Origin of the sequence: Phaeobacter sp. 11ANDIMAR09, from assembly GCF_001294455.1 — a bacterium.
GTDB lineage: Bacteria > Pseudomonadota > Alphaproteobacteria > Rhodobacterales > Rhodobacteraceae > Pseudophaeobacter.
The window spans coordinates 1-17102 of sequence record NZ_LIKT01000014.1 but is presented as its reverse complement, the minus strand read 5'-3'; the positions used below and the strand labels follow the sequence as shown (position 1 = coordinate 17102).

Below are 17102 nucleotides of genomic sequence, written 5' to 3'. Positions count from 1 at the left end.
CCCTTTTTCATGTCTGCTCTTTGTCTTCGTTTAACGCAGTGAGAGCCTTCCGCGCATAGTCCACCCGAAACTCATACTCACCGCGTGCCACAACGATCTCTGGTGGTTCAATGCGCATGGCGAGAAAAGCCTGCCTCAAATGGGTGCCGGACAAGGGAATATAGTCGGGGCTTTCTCCTGAAATCCTGTTGTACAAACGTCCCCCAAACCACCCTGCCCGCCCTGCTGCGGCTTTGGCCGTGGCCAGGCGAAAGTGCAAAAATCCCTTCAACTGATCTGCATCCAAAGGCATCTGATCGGCGGCTCTACTCAGAGCAGAAATCGGCGATGCTACTCCGCCTAACACAGCTTCATTCCCCCCCAATTGGGTCGGCGAAGGTCCCGATAGAACCCGGATTATTGGTTTTCTTGGGGGATTGGTCATCTTATGCGCGGAAATCTAAAGCGAGCACTGACGCGGAGTTCAGCAGACCGCGTGGTCAAAAACGCGGTCCACGAGCCAGTAAATTATTTCGCATATGAGGCCAAATCAAAGGTTTCGTGAACCATCAAAAAATTCAAACCCTGTAGCAGATCCTGCCCCTGCTCCAAGCTCGCTACGATGATGTCTCGCTCAACTGGGATGGTCAGGTCTTCGACCCTGTAGATCTTATAGCCCTGCTCAGAGAAGATATCAAAAACGGCCAGAAAATCCTTATTCAGCTCACCACTGGCGCGGTGATCCGACAGACCACTCTCAATCATGAAGACCGGCTTTTGCTCCGCATCAAAGATACCCTGAGCGCCTTTCAGAACCTCCAGCTCGAAACCTTCGACATCGATCAGAAAGAAACTGCGTTGGGTAAGGGCTGCCGTGGGAATCAGATCGTCGATGCGCCGGATATCCACCTTGAAGGACAGGCTCTTGGGATTGCGCGCCCAGCCCTGAACCAAAGAGGCCCCCGTGCCGACGCCAAAAATCTCGGCCTGCCCGGTTTCGCCGCCACAGGCATTGGCGTGGACTGTGGCACCATTTTCATACCCGTTCAGTTCCAGGTTTTTGCGCAATAGGCTGACATTGTCAGGCACCGGCTCAACTGCAATGGCAGGAACGCCCATGCTCTGTGCCAGGCAGACATAGTAGCCATAGTTAGCACCGATATTCACGAAGAGGTCTGCGCGAGACAGGAAACTTTGAATCAGCTTGGTTTCTTCTTCTTCAAAACCACCTGATTGCATCACCTCGGGGCCGATGAATTTGAAGCCCAAGGGCGTCTCAACGGCGGGACGTTTGTGAATGCGATTGCCGCGCCGCGCCCGGAGTTTTCCTCTGACCCAGTCCAATACCATCTAATGTCTCCCAAAATTCATAAATTGCAGGCATTCCTGATCAGCCTTTGGCAAAGAACCGCGACAAGGCCAAGACAGCCGGTATCAGCACAAATCCAAGGGCAACACCAAAAACACCATCCATGGCGGCCTTGGCGCTCCATTCCACAAACCCGGTCCAGGCCTCTGGCACCATATGACCGACCGCATAGGCCCAATCATGGATGTGGTGACCCAACCAGCTAAAGCCCAGAACCTCCAGCCCATGAATGATGATCGAACCGCCCACCCAGAGCATTGCTGCGGTGCCCACCACAGAGAGGATCCACATCAACACAGGCATAAATTTGACCAAGCCACGGCCCAGACCGCGCCCGATGGGGGTCGGCGCATTCCCTGCAAGAAACAGGCCGACGTCATCCATTTTGACAATCACCGCCACAGATCCATAGACCGCCACAGTCACACCAATGGCAACCACCGCAAGCGTCGCCGCCTGCATCCAGACATTCGGAGCTTCGATCGCAGCCAGCGCAATCGTCATGATCTCGGCTGACAGAATAAAGTCGGTCTTGATGGCGCCTTTGATCTTCTGCTCTTCCAGATGGCCGGGGTCCTTGATGCTCATGTCCTGCTCAATCTCGTGGCTGGCATGGGGAAAGAGCACGTGAAAAACTTTCTCGGCCCCTTCAAAGCACAGGTAACTGCCCCCAAGCATCAATAACGGCGTGATCGCCCAGGGGGCAAAATTGGCCAAGAGCATTGCCACAGGCATTAGCAAGATCAGTTTGTTAAACAGCGAGCCGCGCGTGATGCGCCAGATGATCGGCAATTCGCGCGCAGGCGCAAAACCCTGCACATATTTCGGCGTCACTGCGGCATCATCAATGATCACGCCGGCAGTCTTGGCCCCGGCCTTGCCTGCCGCAGCCGCGACATCATCCACCGAAGCTGCCGCCACTTTGGCAATGCCTGCGACGTCATCCAATAAGGCCAGCAAACCGCTCATGTCGAAATACCCTTTTCCCCGGCAGAATAATTCCCTGCAACCTACCCGATCTGCGCGCGGAGACAAGCGTTAGCGCCACCGAGCCGCAGAGCATTATTTCCGTTAACGCCACCGGGGCAAACCGTTAACGCCACCGGGGAGGTTTTGCGCTAACAGGCTGTGTTTTCGTCATATTTGCCCCTTTAGCAGGAAACCAATGACGTCTATACGCGACGGCAAGATTAGCTCGCCTGGAGACATGCTCATGACCATCAAAGTCGGGATCAACGGTTTTGGCCGCATCGGCCGCTGCACCCTGTCACACATTGCCGCCTCGGGGCGCGATGATATCGAAGTTGTCAAAGTCAACGCGACCGGCCCGCTGGACACAGCAGCTCACCTGATCAAATACGACTCTGTGCATGGTCGCTTCCCAAATGAAGTCACCGTCGGCGAAGGCACCTTGAATCTGGGTCGCGGCGACATGCAGATGTTCTCGACCTATGACATGGACGCGCTGGACTGGTCCGGCTGTGACGTGGTTCTGGAATGTACCGGCAAATTCAACGACGGTGAAAAGGCCAAGGCGCATCTGGCGCGCGGCGCAGGCAAGGTTCTGCTTTCCGCCCCCGGCAAAAACGTCGACAAGACCATTGTCTTTGGCGTCAACGACAATGAGCTGGAGACGGGTCACACCATGATCTCCAACGGCTCTTGCACCACCAACTGCCTGGCCCCGGTTGCCAAGGTGCTGAACGATGCCTTTGGCATTGAATCCGGCATCATGACCACCATCCACGCCTACACTGGGGACCAGCCCACCCTGGACCGCCGTCACGATGATCTGTATCGCGCCCGCGCCGCAGCCATGTCGATGATCCCCACCTCCACCGGTGCCGCCAAGGCCCTGGGTGAAGTGCTGCCAGCCCTGAAGGGCAAGCTGGACGGGTCAGCTGTTCGTGTGCCAACGCCAAATGTATCTGCAGTTGATCTGACCTTTGTGGCGCAAAAAGGCGTCACCGAAGAGCAGGTGAATACGGCAATCGCCGAAGCGGCCTCAGGGTCAATGAAGGGCGTATTGGGCTACACCGAAGAAAAACTGGTCTCCACCGATTTCAACCACACCGAAGAGAGCTCGATCTTTGCAGCCGACCAGACCAAGGTCATCGGCGGCCGTTTGGTACGTGTTCTGGCCTGGTATGACAACGAGTGGGGCTTTAGCTGCCGCATGGCCGATGTCGCTGTTGCGATGGGTCGCCTGAGCTAAGGCGCCAAGGCCTGGTAGTTTCTGGCTAAGGCCAAGACACTCTTGAGATTTTTCACCCGCTCAGGCATATCTGAGCGGGTGTTTCTTTTTGGCGAGACCCCATGACACCGAAAATTGCAAACTGGCTTGGCCTATTGTTGGTCCTTGGTATCCTTGCCGATCTGTTTCTTGCCGACGGGACGAACCTGCTGTTCCTGGCCAAAAAAATGTATGAACTGATGGATTGGATCGCCTTTTGGCGATAGCAGCCCGCCGGAGGTGGCGCCCGCAACGAGACGGCAGGTCAGCTCCTGCCCGTCAAAATAAAAAGGCGCGGCTGCAGATGCGCCACGCCTTTGAACGACTGTTTTAGACCAGTTGCGGCCAGATTGGTGAACCCTCAGGTTTTTCCCAGCTGCTTTTTCAGCTGCGCGAGCACCTGCGGCGTGACAAAGCTGGAAACATCCCCATCCAACCGGGCGATTTCCTTGACCAGTTTGGAAGCAATGGCCTGGTGCCGCGCCTCTGCCATCAAAAACACGGTTTCGACCGAACTGTCGAGCACCCGGTTCATGCCAACCATCTGGTATTCATACTCAAAGTCTGCAACAGCACGCAGCCCCCGCACGATGATCTGAGCGCCCACGTCGCGGGCACAATCAATCAGCAAGTTTTCAAAGGGATGCACCACGATCTCGGTGCCGGTCTCGGCGCTCAGTTCCGCACATTCCGCCTTGATCATGGCGACTCGTTCTTCCAGCGAGAACAGCGGCCCCTTGTCGCGATTGATCGCAACCCCAATGACCAGTTTATCCACCAACGCACTTGCGCGGCGAATAATATCGATGTGACCCAAAGTGATGGGATCAAAAGTCCCTGGATACAAGCCGATACGCGTCATTGGCCCCTCCTGACAATTCGCAGTTTCTGTCTAAGCTATGGCCCAGACCAAACAGCCTAAGCCCTAGGGATGCAAGAGGGGGAAAATACGCAGAGCGCCATTCCTGCGCGTCATCTGGTCGCGACCCTACGTTCCTTGTGACGCTCAGACAGAGCTAGCCCTGCCCCGAGCGTTCCAGGGCCCGCAAACATCCGGTTCATACGAGGGCAGAGCCCCTGCAGTCGCAGCCATGATGCCAGATCGGGGTGCAGGATAGACGTCCAGGGATCAATGCCCCATGATCATGCCTTCCAGCGCGTCTTTTTCCATGGCGATTTCTGCCAGCTGCGCCTTGACCACGTCCCCCAGGGAGACCAGGCCAACCATCTTGCCCTCTTCAACCACTGGCATGTGGCGGAAACGCCCTTCGGTCATCTGTTTCAGGATGTCCTCGACATTGGATTGGCTGGAGCATGTCACCAGCTTTGTGGTCATATAGGCGCTCACAGGTTTTTGCAGACAACCCGAGCCACTGGTGCCCAGCTCCCGGACGATGTCACGCTCTGACAGGATGCCGTCGGCTGTTTGGCCATCAGAAGAAACAACCACCGTACCGATCCCCTTGTCCGAAAGCAGAGCTGCTGCATCAGCAACGGACGCATCTGGGGCCACGGTCACAACTGCGGCACCCGCCTTGGATTTCAGAATCAATTGAACCAGCATATGTGCTCCTTTGGTAATTTTATGTCGTATTCCCAAGCGTTGCCGCAACGCCGCGTCAAGTCAAGGCCTCCAGCCGGGCCACCTCGTCGCGGATGCCCTTGGTCAGGGCGCGGGCAAAACGGTTGAGCCGCTCACTGCGTTGATCGCCCTGATGGCGCACCAGATAGAAACTGCGGGTCAGGCTGATTTTATCGGTCAGGACTTTGCGCAGCATCCGGTGCGCAGGCAGCGAGAAATCATGCGCCACACAGAGCGCCGTGCCCTGGGCCGCCAGCTTAATCTGTACCGAAACTGAATTGGAGGCCAGCGCCACCCGCTCGATCCCAAGATTGCTGATATAATCCAGCTCCTGATCAAAGATCATGTCCGGGATATAACCGATCATTTTGTGGCCCTTGAGGTCTTCGAGCTTTTTGATCGGGGGATGTTTGCGCAGATAGTGGTGCGAGCCCACCATGTGCAGTTTGTAATCGGTCAGTTTCTGCACCAAGAGCTGCCCTGCCGTGGGTGCACTGACCGTCACTGCCATATCCGCCTCCCGGCGGCTGAGATTGATCACCCGAGGCAAGGCCACAATCTGGATGTCCAGATCCGGGTGTTCCTCGCAGATTTGGGCACAGACCTGCGGCAGGATGTAATTGGCGCTGCCATCCGGCGCCCCAATGCGGATCTGCCCGGACAGGGTATCACTAGGCCCGGTAAGCGCCTCGGCCCCGGCGCGCATGGCCTGTTCAGCTGCCTCCGCATGCACCAAAAGCCGGTCCCCTGCCGCGCTCAGCGCATAGCCCTGTGGGGATTTGACAAAAAGCGGGGTTTCCAATGCAGCTTCAAACCGGGCAATACGCCGGCCAACAGTGGCGGGATCCATTTTTAAGATACGCCCGGCACCAGACAGGCTGGCTTCACGGGCTACCGCCAAAAACACTTTCATATCATCCCATTGAGCATCCATCTGCACGGTCCCCTCAGTTTGATCCAGGAGTTTTCCACCCCGTTAACCATTTGCGTTCTTGCAAATCCTCTTTGAAATCTTTCCCCTTTTCCACCTCTTTTTGCAAGACTAAGCTTTGGCCAACTGATCAAGAGGAGGTTTTTTCAGATGCAAGAACTCACCCATTACATCAATGGCGAACACGTCAAAGGCACCTCGGGCCGTTTTTCTGACGTCTTCAACCCAGCCACTGGCGAAGTGCAGGCAAAATGCCCACTGGCCAGCAAGGAAGAGATGGAGCATGCGGTTGCCGTAGCGGCCAAGGCGCAGCCCGCTTGGGAAAAAGTAAATCCGCAGCGTCGCGCTCGTGTGATGATGAAATTTGTCGACCTCTTGAACCGCGATATGGACAAGCTGGCCGAAACCCTGTCGCGTGAGCACGGCAAGACTTTCCCCGACGCCAAAGGCGACATCCAGCGTGGTCTGGAAGTTGTAGAATACTGCATCGGCGCGCCGCAGATGCTGAAGGGTGAATTCACCGATAGCGCCGGCCCCGGCATCGACATGTATTCCATGCGTCAGGCCCTGGGTGTGACCGCGGGTATCACCCCGTTCAACTTCCCAGCGATGATCCCCATGTGGATGTTTGCTCCAGCAATTGCTTGCGGCAACGCCTTTATCCTCAAACCTTCCGAGCGTGACCCCTCGGTGCCTTTGATGCTGGCGGAACTGCTGGAAGAAGCTGGCCTGCCAAAAGGCATCATCCAGGTCGTAAACGGCGACAAAGAAGCTGTGGACGCGATCCTGTTTGACGACACTATCCAGTCGGTTGGTTTTGTGGGCTCCACCCCAATTGCTGAATATATCTACGGCACCGGCTGTGCCCAGGGTAAGCGCGTTCAATGCTTTGGCGGCGCCAAGAACCACATGATCATCATGCCCGACGCCGACCTCGACCAGGCGGCTGACGCCCTGATCGGTGCAGGCTACGGCGCGGCAGGCGAACGCTGCATGGCCATTTCGGTTGCGGTTCCTGTCGGAAAAGAGACAGCGGACAAGCTGATTGAAAAGCTGATCCCCCGCGTTGAGAGCCTCAAGGTTGGCCCTTACACGGCTGGCGATGATGTTGATTACGGTCCTGTTGTGACCGCAGCTGCCAAGGCTAACATCGAGCGCCTGGTTCAGACCGGTGTTGATCAGGGTGCGGATCTGGTTGTCGATGGCCGTGACTTCAGCCTGCAGGGCTATGAAGAAGGTTTCTTTGTTGGTCCAAGCCTGTTTGACAATGTCACCACTGACATGGACATCTACAAGCATGAGATCTTTGGCCCGGTTCTGTCCACCGTGCGCGCTGAAACCTATGAGGAAGCGCTGTCCTATGCGATGGATCACGAATATGGCAACGGTACGGCCATCTATACCCGCGATGGTGACACCGCGCGTGACTTTGCCAACCGGATCAACATCGGCATGATCGGCATCAACGTGCCAATCCCCGTGCCACTGGCCTATCACACCTTTGGCGGCTGGAAGAAATCTGCCTTTGGCGATTTGAACCAGCACGGTCCGGACGCGTTCAAATTCTACACACGCACCAAAACCATCACCTCTCGCTGGCCTTCGGGCATCCGTCAGGGTGGCGAATTCAACTTTAAAGCAATGGATTAACCCCTTGCTTAAATGAATAAAGAAAGGAGCCCCGAAGCAATTCGGGGCTCCTTTTTGTTTCCCCATTGAAGGGAACGGCTGAGGGGAACGGCGGCAACAATCCGGTCAAAAACGCAAAAGTGATGTGCCCAGGTCTTTTCACACCTGGATCCTATCCCATATGGGTAGGCAGTCCCTCCCAAAAACCTCTGTGTGGCCCGAACATGTCTTCAAAACCTCTCCATCGCCGCGCCGCCCTTCTGGGGCTTGGTGCAACGCTTGCCACCCCTGCATTGCTGCGGGCACAATCGAGCGACGCCTTCCCGCAAAGTGAAGATCCGATTTCCGATCAGCCTTCGGTCAAACGCAATATCTCCTCTTTTCAGCAGCAGAGCTGGCAGGACCATTTTGAGGAATTGGGTGTGGGCTGCCTGTTGGCAGATGTGACTTCGCGGGCAGTGCATTATTGGGGCAGCGACGGTGAAACCTATCGCCTCTACCCCTCCTCTGTGCCGATGTCGGAAGAACTGACCAAACGCGGCTACACCAAAGTGGTGCGCAAAGCGGAAAACCCCAGCTGGACTCCGACGGCTTCCATGCGTGAACGCGACCCAAGCCTGCCAAGGCGACTACCCGGTGGGCCCGGCAACCCGTTGGGAACCCGCGCCATGTACCTCAGCTGGCCGGCCTATCTGGTGCATGGAACCCATGACACCCGCAAAATCGGGCGGCAAAGCTCATCAGGCTGTATTGGTCTTTACAATCAGCATGTTGAGCAACTCTATCCGCTGGTTAAAGTCGGCACTCAGGTACGTGTGCTGTAACGACGCCCTCAAAGGCCAGGTCTCAGCCTAGCCCCTGAGCAGAACCTGGCTGATCCCAGCCCTTGGCTCCTGCTGACTGGCGCCAAACCCCCCCTGCCTTTGGATCAACTCAGCAACAGGTGTTTTGGTTTCAGACCTTTTTCGTAGCGCAGAATGGCCTTTTCCATCAGGGGAACCCCCGACAAAACCGCCTCGCTGGCGGTGGTATGGGCATTGTAGTTAAGGCGTCCGGAAACAAATCCGCCTTGGGCAGCCGCGCCACATGGTCCGGCGTTGACAACCGATCCGCAAAGACCAGACGCTCGGACCCAATGCCGCGGGCCTTGGTCTCATTCAGCAGGTTTTGTTGCAGAATTTCGTTTGGCGCCAGACTCCACAAGACACGGTCCGGCACCCCATGCAGCAGCGTCATCCAGACATCAAAATCCTGCGGTGTTGCCCAATTGGGGTTCTTCAAACTGCAGGACACAAAAGCATCCCCTGGCAGCCCCAATGCGCTGCGATCAAGACCCACATCAGGATGTTCACGAACCATCGCGCCAGAAGCTTTTTCGACTCCGGCGTGGATACTCCGGCCTATTGGGTTTTTAGGCAGATCTTTCACCAAGAATTTAGCGGGGTTTGCAGTGACCACTGCCGCTACAAACCCCGCGATGCCTGATCCACAGCGCCTAGGTTTAATGCTGGCGTTTTCGTCAGATGTTTTCGCCGCGAATGGCTTCGCACAGGGCGTCCGTCACCTCTTGAGTGGTGGCATTGCCGCCGACATCAGGTGTCATTACGCCCGAAGCACAAACAGCTTCTACTGCACGCATTAAGCGCTTGGCTGCGTCCCCTTCGCCAAGATGTTCGAGCATTTGCGAAGCGGTCCAGAAGGTCGCCACGGGGTTGGCAATACCTTTGCCGGTGATGTCAAACGCGGATCCATGGATTGGCTCAAACATCGACGGATAGCGACGCTCGGGATCAATGTTGCCAGTTGGCGCCACGCCAAGGGAACCCGCCAAGGCGCCTGCCAGATCAGAGAGAATGTCGGCATGCAGGTTTGTTGCCACAATGGTGTCGAGGCTTTGCGGGTTTTTCACCATCCGCACTGTCATGGCATCCACAAGCATCTTGTCCCAGGTCACATCCGGGAATTCCTGAGCCACTTCGGCGGCAATCTCATCCCACATCACCATGCCAAATCTCTGAGCATTGGATTTTGTCACTACGGTAAGCAGTTTGCGCGGACGCGATTGGGCCAGAGCGAAGGCGTAGCGCATGATCCGTGTCACGCCGACCCGCGTAAAGATCGAAACCTCGGTTCCGACTTCCTCGGGAAGTCCTTTGTGGGCGCGTCCACCGTGCCCTGAGTATTCGCCTTCGGAGTTTTCCCGCACGATCACCCAATCTAGATCCTTGCGCTTCACCCCCTCAAGGGGGGATTTGATGCCTGGCAAGATACGGGTTGGGCGAACATTGGCGTATTGATCAAAGCCCTGACAAATCGGGAGACGCAGGCCCCAGAGCGTAACGTGATCCGGCACGTCCGGCGCGCCAACCGCGCCAAAGAAAATTGCGTCGAAACCCTTGAGTTGTTGGGTGCCATCTTCGGGCATCAGGGCACCGGTTTTCTTATAGCGTTCCGAGCCCCAGTCAAAGCTGGTGACATCCAGTTGGAAGCCGCCATCGCGCCGGGCCAGTGCCTCCAGCGCTTGCAAACCTGCGGCAATGACTTCCGGACCAATGCCGTCTGCCGGAATTGAAGCGATTTTGTAAGTTTTCATGTCTTGAGACCGTTTTTATTAGTTTTCAGAGAGATCCGCGTGCAAAGGCGATCAGGTAGAAGAGCAACAGCCCCACTGCCAGAGCGCCCACAATCTCCGGCCACCAGCCGAAGTCGTAGACCTTGTGTTCTTCGTCGTTGGTATCCATCGCTCTCTCCTCAGAGTCCGGGCAGCCAAAGCGCGATTTGCGGGAAAGCCATCACAAGAGCGAGGCCAATGATCTGCAAGCCGATGAAGGGAAGCACGGCCAGGAAGATCTCCTGCAAGGTCACGTCTTTGGGCGCTACTGATTTCAGATAGAAGCAGGCTGGGCCAAAAGGCGGCGACAGCATGTAGATCTGGATGTTCATGGCAAAGAGAATGCCAAACCAGACCGGGTCATACCCCAGCTGGGTCACCACCGGAGCAAAGACCGGAACCGTGATAAACACAATTGCGATCCATTCCAGGAAGGTGCCCAGGAAGAAGATGATCGCCATCATGATGATGATCACCACAATTGGCGCCACGTCCAGAGCAGTGAGAAGGCCGCTGAGGAACCGGGTGCCGCCGAGAATGTTGTAGATCCCAACAAGGCTAACCGCACCGATGATCAGCCAAAGAATGGAGCCGGTGGTCAGCGTGGTGGCCCAGAGCGCTTCGCGCACCCCTTTCAGGGTGAGTTCCCTGCGGGCGGCGGCGACGATCAACGCTCCCACAGCACCAAGTGCTGCGGATTCAGTCACGGTGGCGATACCGCCGTAAATTGAGCCCAAAACGCTGAAGATCAGCAAGAATGGTAGTATCAGGCCCTTGAGATACTTTAGCCTCTGCACCAAAGATAATTCGGCCGCCGGGTGATCATAAACCGGTCCCATGGCAGGATTCAGCCGCACCCGGATCAGCACGTAGGTGATGTAAAGAGAAGCCAGCAACACGCCCGGCAAGATGCCTGCCGTGAACAGGTCTTTGACCGACACATTGGCCTCGGCCCCATAGACAATCAACACAACGCTGGGCGGAATCAGAGTCGCCAGCGAACCGGAGGCCGCCAGAACACCAATCGACAGCTTGCGATCATAGCTAAGCCGGAAAAGTTGCGGCAGGGCGATGACTCCCAGAAGGACGATTTCGCCCCCGACCACACCGGACATGGCTGCAAGGATTACGGCAACCAGACAGGTTTGCACCGCGACACCGCCGCGCATCTTGCCACCAAGGATCGCCATAGAGTCAAAGAGCTCTTTTGCCACCCCGGATCGTTCCATGATGTTGGCCATGAAAACAAAGAAGGGCACTGCAATCAGCGCCTGTTTGTCGGCAACTTTGGTTACTGCTGAGGTCACGAGAATGAAGCCATTGGTGCCATAGGCAAGATATGCGGTCGAAACCGAAATCAGAAGTGTCGAGGCCCCAAGCGGCACGCCCATCGCCATCAGGCTGAATAGGGCCGCAATGATGAGCAACGTAATTAATTCTATGCCCATTATTCGACACCCATTTCGGTTGGTTCCGCCAAGTCCTTGGACGGCGTAAAGAGGTTTGCAAGGAGCTGCAGGAAGTAGAGAGCACCGGCAAAGAAGAAGGCGGTTTTGACGTAGGTTGGGATTGGCGGATCAAAGGCGCTGCCGGTGGTCTGTGGGGCTGCGAGCACCTTCACCATAGGCCCCCACAGCATGATGATGAGACCGCCAACGCCCAGCATGGAAATCACGATGGCAATGCGCTTCATCCGGCGCCAGACCTGTTCCCCGACCAGGAGTTCCATCGTGGTCACGGTGATATGGCGCCGCTGTTGGGTCACCGCGCCAACACAGAACAACCATGCAGTAGCGACAAGCGCCATGATAGTTTCAGATGTCCAAGAGGTTGGCGCACCCAAGGCATAGCGCATAAAGACTTCATAGACCGAGAGCCCGATTGCCGCGAGGTAGAAGACGCCGCAAGCTTTGCCCAGGAACACGCTCAGTCGGCCTATGGGCTCGACAAGTTTCTGCATGATATTATCTTTTCCAGATTGGGTAACTGGCGAGGCTTATCCCGTCCTCGCCAGTCCAATCGGCCTTACTTCAACAGGCCGATCGTGCGCATGTAGGTATAATGAGCTTCGAGAGCCGCACGAGCGGCCGGTGATTTATCGGCGGTTTCTTCCCAGGCCTCCACCGCAATCGCGCGGAACTTGTCACGCTCTTCCTGTGGCCAATCGATCACGTTGATCTCTCCGCTGGCGACATCCTTGGACACCTGTGCGCGGTCTTGCAGATCGAGTTGGCGGCGCACATCGTCATAGGTCGCGTAGAACCAGATCTCGAGCGTGCTCTGCTGCGCAGGCGTAAGGCTCTCCCAAACGCCCTTGTTGATTGTAAACTGGCGCACAGCCATGGAGTGGATACCCGGATAAAGGGGGTTCTTTGCGATCTGGTGGAAACCGGACGTGGAGTTATTGATATAGGCCGAGGCGTCGGCAGCGTCGATTACGCCCTTTTCCAGCGCGGTAAACACGTCACTCAAAGACATGGACACAGGCGCGGCTCCGGCTTTTTGGAACACGGTTGCAGCAAGCCCCGAAGGGGAGCGAATTTTGATACCTTCCAGGTCGGCAACGCCATTGATCTCGGCCTTGGCCACAAGCGCTTCCTTAGCGGATGCGGCACACCCAACGACGTGCACTGCATCGGGAAGCGTCGCATCCCACAAGGCCTGCAGTGCATCACGACCGCCGCCATGGCGACAGAAGGTCTGCACCTGATCCACGGAATCATAGCCCGCGATCAAATCGCCCAGAATGGCAAAGGCGGGATCACGGCCAGCAAAATAGGATACCGCTGTCAGATCGCCAGACAGTACCCCCGCCATAACGGCCTCAGGTGTTTCCTTACGGTCCACGATCGCGTTGATCGGGAAGAACTCGATGGACAGCTCGCCTCCCGACATAGCCTTAAGACGTTCACCCCATTCTTCGGCAATGTAGGTGTATTCAAACGCACCCGATTGGGTCGACGTTTGAAGCTTCAGAACCGTCTCGGCCTGAGCCATACCGGACATTGCGCCAGCCGTTAGCGCCACAGCCGCGGCGAGTCTTTTCAAAGTCATTCTGTTTCTCCTCCCTGTGCTGGGCGGCCTCTGAGTGAGGCATTTGTCTTGCCCAAGCTGCCTATTGCAGCATTTAATGTCGGCATTAATTGCGAATATTTTCGAATGAGTCAACGCCGACGTAGTGACCTTCGGAAAATTGATTGCTAAGAGAGAGTATGGAGAACCAAAGCAAAACGACCCGCGCGGAGGGGGCCTATCGCCTGCTCAAAACCGAAATCCGTCTGAACAGGATGGCGCCGGGGCTGCAGTTGACCGAACCTGAGTTGGCTCAGCGGTTCAGTGTAGGCCGCTCGACAATCCGCGAAGCACTCATCCGCCTTGAAAGCGAAGGCTTGGTTGAATTGATACCGCGAAAAGGCATGCGTGTCTTGCCTCTCCGCGTCGAAGACATGCGCGAAATTTATGAAATGCTGATGGTTCTGGAGCCAAACATAGCGGGAAAACTCGCTACCAAAGGTCTTACTGATCGGGAACTCGAACCAATTGAACAGGCCATGCATGATATGGAGGTCGCGCTTGAAAATCAGGATCTGGAGACTTGGGCCGGTGCCGATGACCGCTTCCATATGGGGCTGCTTAGCCTGCACGGAAACCACAGGCTCAGCGCCGTCGTTGCGGAACTCAGCGACCAAGTGCACCGCGCCCGTATGATTACCTTGCGATTGCGTGACATGCCGACAAAATCAAACGCCGAGCATCGAAAAATTGTCGATTGTATACGTAGCCAAGATGTCAAAGGCGCTATTAGTGCATTCTCCCAACATCGCTGCAGAGCCGCAGATGAACTGGTCAGTATTCTCGAGAAATCAGGCATTGGACAACTTTGAAAGCTGGCCGTTGTTTTACGCAACAGTTGTGGTCGCGGGATTGCGGACCCGTCGTTAAGGCGGTTCGCATGGCGAAAGACGTGATCCAAAAAGAAGAAGCCGCAGAACCATGCGCCTGAGTTCAAGGCCAAAGCCGATATTGAATGTCCGCTGATGGGCAATCAGAGAAACTTTGCAAAGGTCACGTTCTGCGCAAAGCTGCCGACGACGCAGAACCGAGGCGGTCTGACTGGTCAGTGCGCAACCCTAGAAACGCTGGAAGGTCAGCTCCTTGGCCTTTCACGACCTTCGTGCTTGGTGCGGGTTCAGCCGTGCCGAGAGACCAAAGAATCTGGCCGAGTTTCCCGAAGCTATCATTCAACGGATGATTGCTGCCCAAACAAATGCCGGTCCTCCGACCAAAGGCCGCGGTACGCAGAAAACCGTTTTCTGTTGCTTCAAATAGTAGCGGAAAGGATCTGCTAAAGAGCTCCGCAAGAAACACAAACGGGCACTTGGCAGAAAGGCCAGATGCCCGATTGCAGTAATTTTGCTCCAGCCTAAGCAGCAGCGCAGGTAGGCGTCACAGCAATTTGTTGATCCAGTTCAAACCGCGCCATCAATCCCGAGAGCTTGGTTGCATCTGCGTGCAACATGTGGCCAGCGGCAGTCGCCTGTTCGACCATGGCTGCGTTTTGTTGGGTCACATTGTCCAGCTGGCTAACACCGGTGTTGATCTCCCCCAGGCCCGTTGATTGCTCAACCGCGCCATTGGCAATGTCTGAAATCAGTTTTGAAATCTCGTTCACCCGTCTGATAATGGTGCCAATAGATTTCCCTGCATCGCCAACAAGGGTAACACCCTGTTCAACCTGCTTTGAACTCTCGGTAATCAGCGCTTTGATCTCAGTCGCTGCATCGGCAGAGCGCTGCGCCAATCCGCGTACTTCGGAAGCAACAACCGCAAAACCTTTGCCTGCTTCCCCAGCACGTGCCGCTTCCACACCAGCGTTGAGGGCCAGAAGGTTGGTCTGGAAAGCAATGTCATCAATAACCCCAATGATCTGCGCAATCTGATCAGAGGAACTCTCGATTGTCGACATCGCTGCAACTGCCTTTGTGACAATTTCACCGCTGCCTTCAGCTTCTTTGCGCGCCTCATCCATGGTGTTTTCAACATTGCGTGCGCCATCTGCTGCGGATTTCACTGACACAGTCATTTCTTCCAGAGCCGCGGCTGTTTCTTCCAGCGTGGCGGCCTGACTTTCGGTCCGATGCGACAGATCATCCGAGGCCTGGCTGATTTCGGTGGCCCTGCTTTTAATGCTCTCACTGGCCCCAATCACCTGCTCCATAGTTTCTTTCAGCGAGGTCACCGTTGCGTTGAAATTCGTGCGCAGCTCTTCGTATTCACCTGGGAAAACCCCGTTGATGGTGCAATCCAACCGGCCACGTGCCATCTCGCCCAGATGTAATCCGACAGTTTCCACAACATGTTCAGCATCTTGCTGACTTTTGGAGGCCTTGGCTTGCGCTTCTTCGGCAAAGAGCGTCTGCGCACTAGCTTCTTCTTGCTGGTGTTTCAGCTCAGCATCAGCAGCGATACTTTTGAGCATACTAAGCAACAAAACGCCTGCTTCCAGCAAAACAATAATAGCGTGCAAAACGGTGCGCTGGAGGTTCGCCATCAAATCACCACTGGGGTAGACCATCTTAGGCAACAGAACACTAAAGGAGATATGGTGCAGCGCGATCAAGACAGTTGCAAATATCAACGCCCTAGGATTAGCAAGGGTTGAGACAATGGCAAGAGCCGCGAAGAACATCATATGGGTATCCAGCTGCCAAGCATGGCCACTCAGCGATGCTGTCAGCAAGATACAGTGGGCCACAAAGCTGAAACTCAACAAATAGTCCCTTGTTGAGGGAGGCAGAGCCTTTGACGCATATGCAAGAACACCCAGTACCATGCTGAGACCCGCAAAGATCCACCAACTGCCATTGTCATTCAGATAAAATGCGGCAACTGCCGGGCCTGGCACCAAGAGCCAACTGGCGATTTGCTGAATGCTACGTTCGTTTGCCAAGATTCCGCTGACGGAACTCGATTTTTCCCCGGAGGGTTTTATATTGCGCATATTTCTAAGATTCTTTCTCCATCGATCACCAGCCAAGCACCATACGCGTAAAGCTGGGAAACGCTTTCAGGACTTTCCAGTGCAACCAGAACACCCAAGGGTGCGCGCTCTGGTGCCACTTCTTGCACACCGGCCTTTTTGGCAATCCACGCGGGATCGCCCCAGGGAGATGCAACAACCAGTGCGATATCTCCAACTTGGGGACGTGCTTGCATAAACAGCGGCAAGATTGGGGAACAGATCACAATGGCCGAAGTGAACACCATGAGTGCTGCGTCTGGAACGGAAACTTTCATCTTGAGAGCTTTGCAGTAAAATCCCTTATCGAATCTAAAGACCCAAAGAGTGGCCCTGACAAAAAACCGAAAATCTTAATGGGTCAAAAGAAAAGGCTAACGTTTTTGAGAACTGTAGTGTGTTTTGGACTGACAGAAGTTGAGCGGCGCCACTTGCGTGGTCCAATTTGAAAGTTAGTGCATGATTGGCCTTTGGCCCACCGGGACGATGGCTTCAGGCGCGGGTGGTCGGTAGCCCAGAGCACTGTGTGGTCGTTTGGTGTTGTAGTGTTTCGTTCAGCTTTCGATGATGAGTTGAGCCTCTCGGAAGGAGTAGAAAACCTCCCCGTTCAGCAGTTCGTCGCGCATCCGCCCGTTGAAGCTCTCGCAAAATCCGTTCTCCCACGGCGATCCTGGCTCGATACACGCGGTCTTTGCACCGACAGCTTTGATCCAGTCTCTGACGGCCTCAGCGATAAACTCTGGGCCGCC

General features: G+C 55.6%; 19 protein-coding genes and 1 pseudogene. 5 read left to right on the top strand and 15 right to left on the bottom strand.

Annotated elements, in window-relative coordinates:
• Positions 1–7 precede the first annotated feature (7 nt).
• From AN476_RS12930 to AN476_RS12920, 3 genes are all read right to left on the bottom strand, one after another.
• Positions 8–292 (bottom strand): hypothetical protein, encoded by a 285-nt coding sequence (locus tag AN476_RS12930; protein ID WP_157063753.1) that lies wholly within the window; start codon positions 290–292, stop codon positions 8–10.
• 215 nt (positions 293–507) lie between these two features.
• The gene (locus tag AN476_RS12925) at positions 508–1329 is read right to left on the bottom strand and encodes an FkbM family methyltransferase (RefSeq protein ID WP_054462009.1); all 822 of its coding nucleotides are present in this window, start codon (positions 1327–1329) and stop codon (positions 508–510) included.
• A gap of 40 nt (positions 1330–1369) precedes the next feature.
• Positions 1370–2317, bottom strand: coding sequence for a DUF808 domain-containing protein (locus AN476_RS12920; protein WP_054462008.1), 948 nt, complete (start codon positions 2315–2317; stop codon positions 1370–1372).
• Positions 2318–2561: 244 nt separating this feature from the next.
• Between AN476_RS12920 and gap the strand changes: the two genes are divergently transcribed.
• Positions 2562–3563 carry a type I glyceraldehyde-3-phosphate dehydrogenase gene (gene gap, locus AN476_RS12915; protein ID WP_054462007.1) on the top strand — a complete coding sequence of 334 codons (1002 nt, stop codon included), beginning with the start codon at positions 2562–2564 and terminating at the stop codon, positions 3561–3563.
• Positions 3564–3664: 101 nt separating this feature from the next.
• Entirely contained in the window at positions 3665–3808 is a 144-nt protein-coding gene (locus AN476_RS12910; protein WP_054462006.1) for a hypothetical protein, read from the top strand.
• A gap of 134 nt (positions 3809–3942) precedes the next feature.
• On the opposite strand, the gene coaD is transcribed toward AN476_RS12910, so the two are convergent.
• From coaD to AN476_RS12895, 3 genes are all read right to left on the bottom strand, one after another.
• Entirely contained in the window at positions 3943–4443 is a 501-nt protein-coding gene (gene coaD, locus AN476_RS12905; RefSeq protein ID WP_054462005.1) for a pantetheine-phosphate adenylyltransferase, read from the bottom strand.
• 267 nt (positions 4444–4710) lie between these two features.
• On the bottom strand, positions 4711–5145 hold the full coding sequence (locus AN476_RS12900; RefSeq protein ID WP_054462004.1) for a CBS domain-containing protein: 435 nt from the start codon (positions 5143–5145) through the stop codon (positions 4711–4713).
• Between the two features lie 55 nt (positions 5146–5200).
• Entirely contained in the window at positions 5201–6097 is an 897-nt protein-coding gene (locus tag AN476_RS12895; RefSeq protein WP_054462003.1) for a LysR family transcriptional regulator, read from the bottom strand.
• A 147-nt stretch (positions 6098–6244) separates the two neighbouring features.
• Here AN476_RS12895 and AN476_RS12890 point away from each other — a divergent pair, with 147 nt between their 5' ends.
• Positions 6245–7744 (top strand): CoA-acylating methylmalonate-semialdehyde dehydrogenase, encoded by a 1500-nt coding sequence (locus tag AN476_RS12890; protein ID WP_054462002.1) that lies wholly within the window; start codon positions 6245–6247, stop codon positions 7742–7744.
• A gap of 203 nt (positions 7745–7947) precedes the next feature.
• Complete coding sequence (locus AN476_RS12885; protein WP_054462001.1) at positions 7948–8547, top strand: L,D-transpeptidase; 600 nt, start codon at positions 7948–7950, stop codon at positions 8545–8547.
• 166 nt (positions 8548–8713) lie between these two features.
• On the opposite strand, the gene AN476_RS12880 is transcribed toward AN476_RS12885, so the two are convergent.
• The 6 genes from AN476_RS12880 to dctP form a co-directional block, all read right to left on the bottom strand.
• Entirely contained in the window at positions 8714–9082 is a 369-nt protein-coding gene (locus AN476_RS12880; RefSeq protein ID WP_054462000.1) for a hypothetical protein, read from the bottom strand.
• A 160-nt stretch (positions 9083–9242) separates the two neighbouring features.
• Positions 9243–10316, bottom strand: coding sequence for a tartrate dehydrogenase (locus AN476_RS12875; protein ID WP_054461999.1), 1074 nt, complete (start codon positions 10314–10316; stop codon positions 9243–9245).
• A 25-nt stretch (positions 10317–10341) separates the two neighbouring features.
• Positions 10342–10464: a hypothetical protein gene (locus tag AN476_RS23490; protein ID WP_256363950.1), complete on the bottom strand. Its 123-nt coding sequence runs from the start codon at positions 10462–10464 to the stop codon at positions 10342–10344.
• A gap of 10 nt (positions 10465–10474) precedes the next feature.
• Positions 10475–11782 (bottom strand): TRAP transporter large permease subunit, encoded by a 1308-nt coding sequence (locus AN476_RS12870; protein WP_054461998.1) that lies wholly within the window; start codon positions 11780–11782, stop codon positions 10475–10477.
• The gene (locus AN476_RS12865) at positions 11782–12294 is read right to left on the bottom strand and encodes a TRAP transporter small permease subunit (RefSeq protein ID WP_054461997.1); all 513 of its coding nucleotides are present in this window, start codon (positions 12292–12294) and stop codon (positions 11782–11784) included. The genes AN476_RS12870 and AN476_RS12865 overlap by 1 nt, the downstream gene beginning before the upstream one ends.
• A 65-nt stretch (positions 12295–12359) precedes the next feature.
• Complete coding sequence (dctP, locus tag AN476_RS12860; protein WP_054461996.1) at positions 12360–13388, bottom strand: TRAP transporter substrate-binding protein DctP; 1029 nt, start codon at positions 13386–13388, stop codon at positions 12360–12362.
• 158 nt (positions 13389–13546) lie between these two features.
• Here dctP and AN476_RS12855 point away from each other — a divergent pair, with 158 nt between their 5' ends.
• A complete protein-coding gene (locus AN476_RS12855; RefSeq protein WP_054461995.1) occupies positions 13547–14218 on the top strand; it encodes a GntR family transcriptional regulator in 672 nt (223 codons plus the stop codon).
• 539 nt (positions 14219–14757) lie between these two features.
• On the opposite strand, the gene AN476_RS12850 is transcribed toward AN476_RS12855, so the two are convergent.
• The 3 genes and pseudogenes from AN476_RS12850 to AN476_RS12840 all read right to left on the bottom strand — a co-directional run.
• Entirely contained in the window at positions 14758–16335 is a 1578-nt protein-coding gene (locus AN476_RS12850) for a methyl-accepting chemotaxis protein (protein ID WP_054461994.1), read from the bottom strand.
• On the bottom strand, positions 16323–16631 hold the full coding sequence (locus AN476_RS12845) for a hypothetical protein (protein ID WP_054461993.1): 309 nt from the start codon (positions 16629–16631) through the stop codon (positions 16323–16325). Before AN476_RS12845 ends, AN476_RS12850 begins: the two co-directional genes overlap by 13 nt.
• Positions 16632–16805: 174 nt before the next feature.
• A pseudogene (locus AN476_RS12840) lies at positions 16806–17102 on the bottom strand (transposase); the annotation flags it as partial.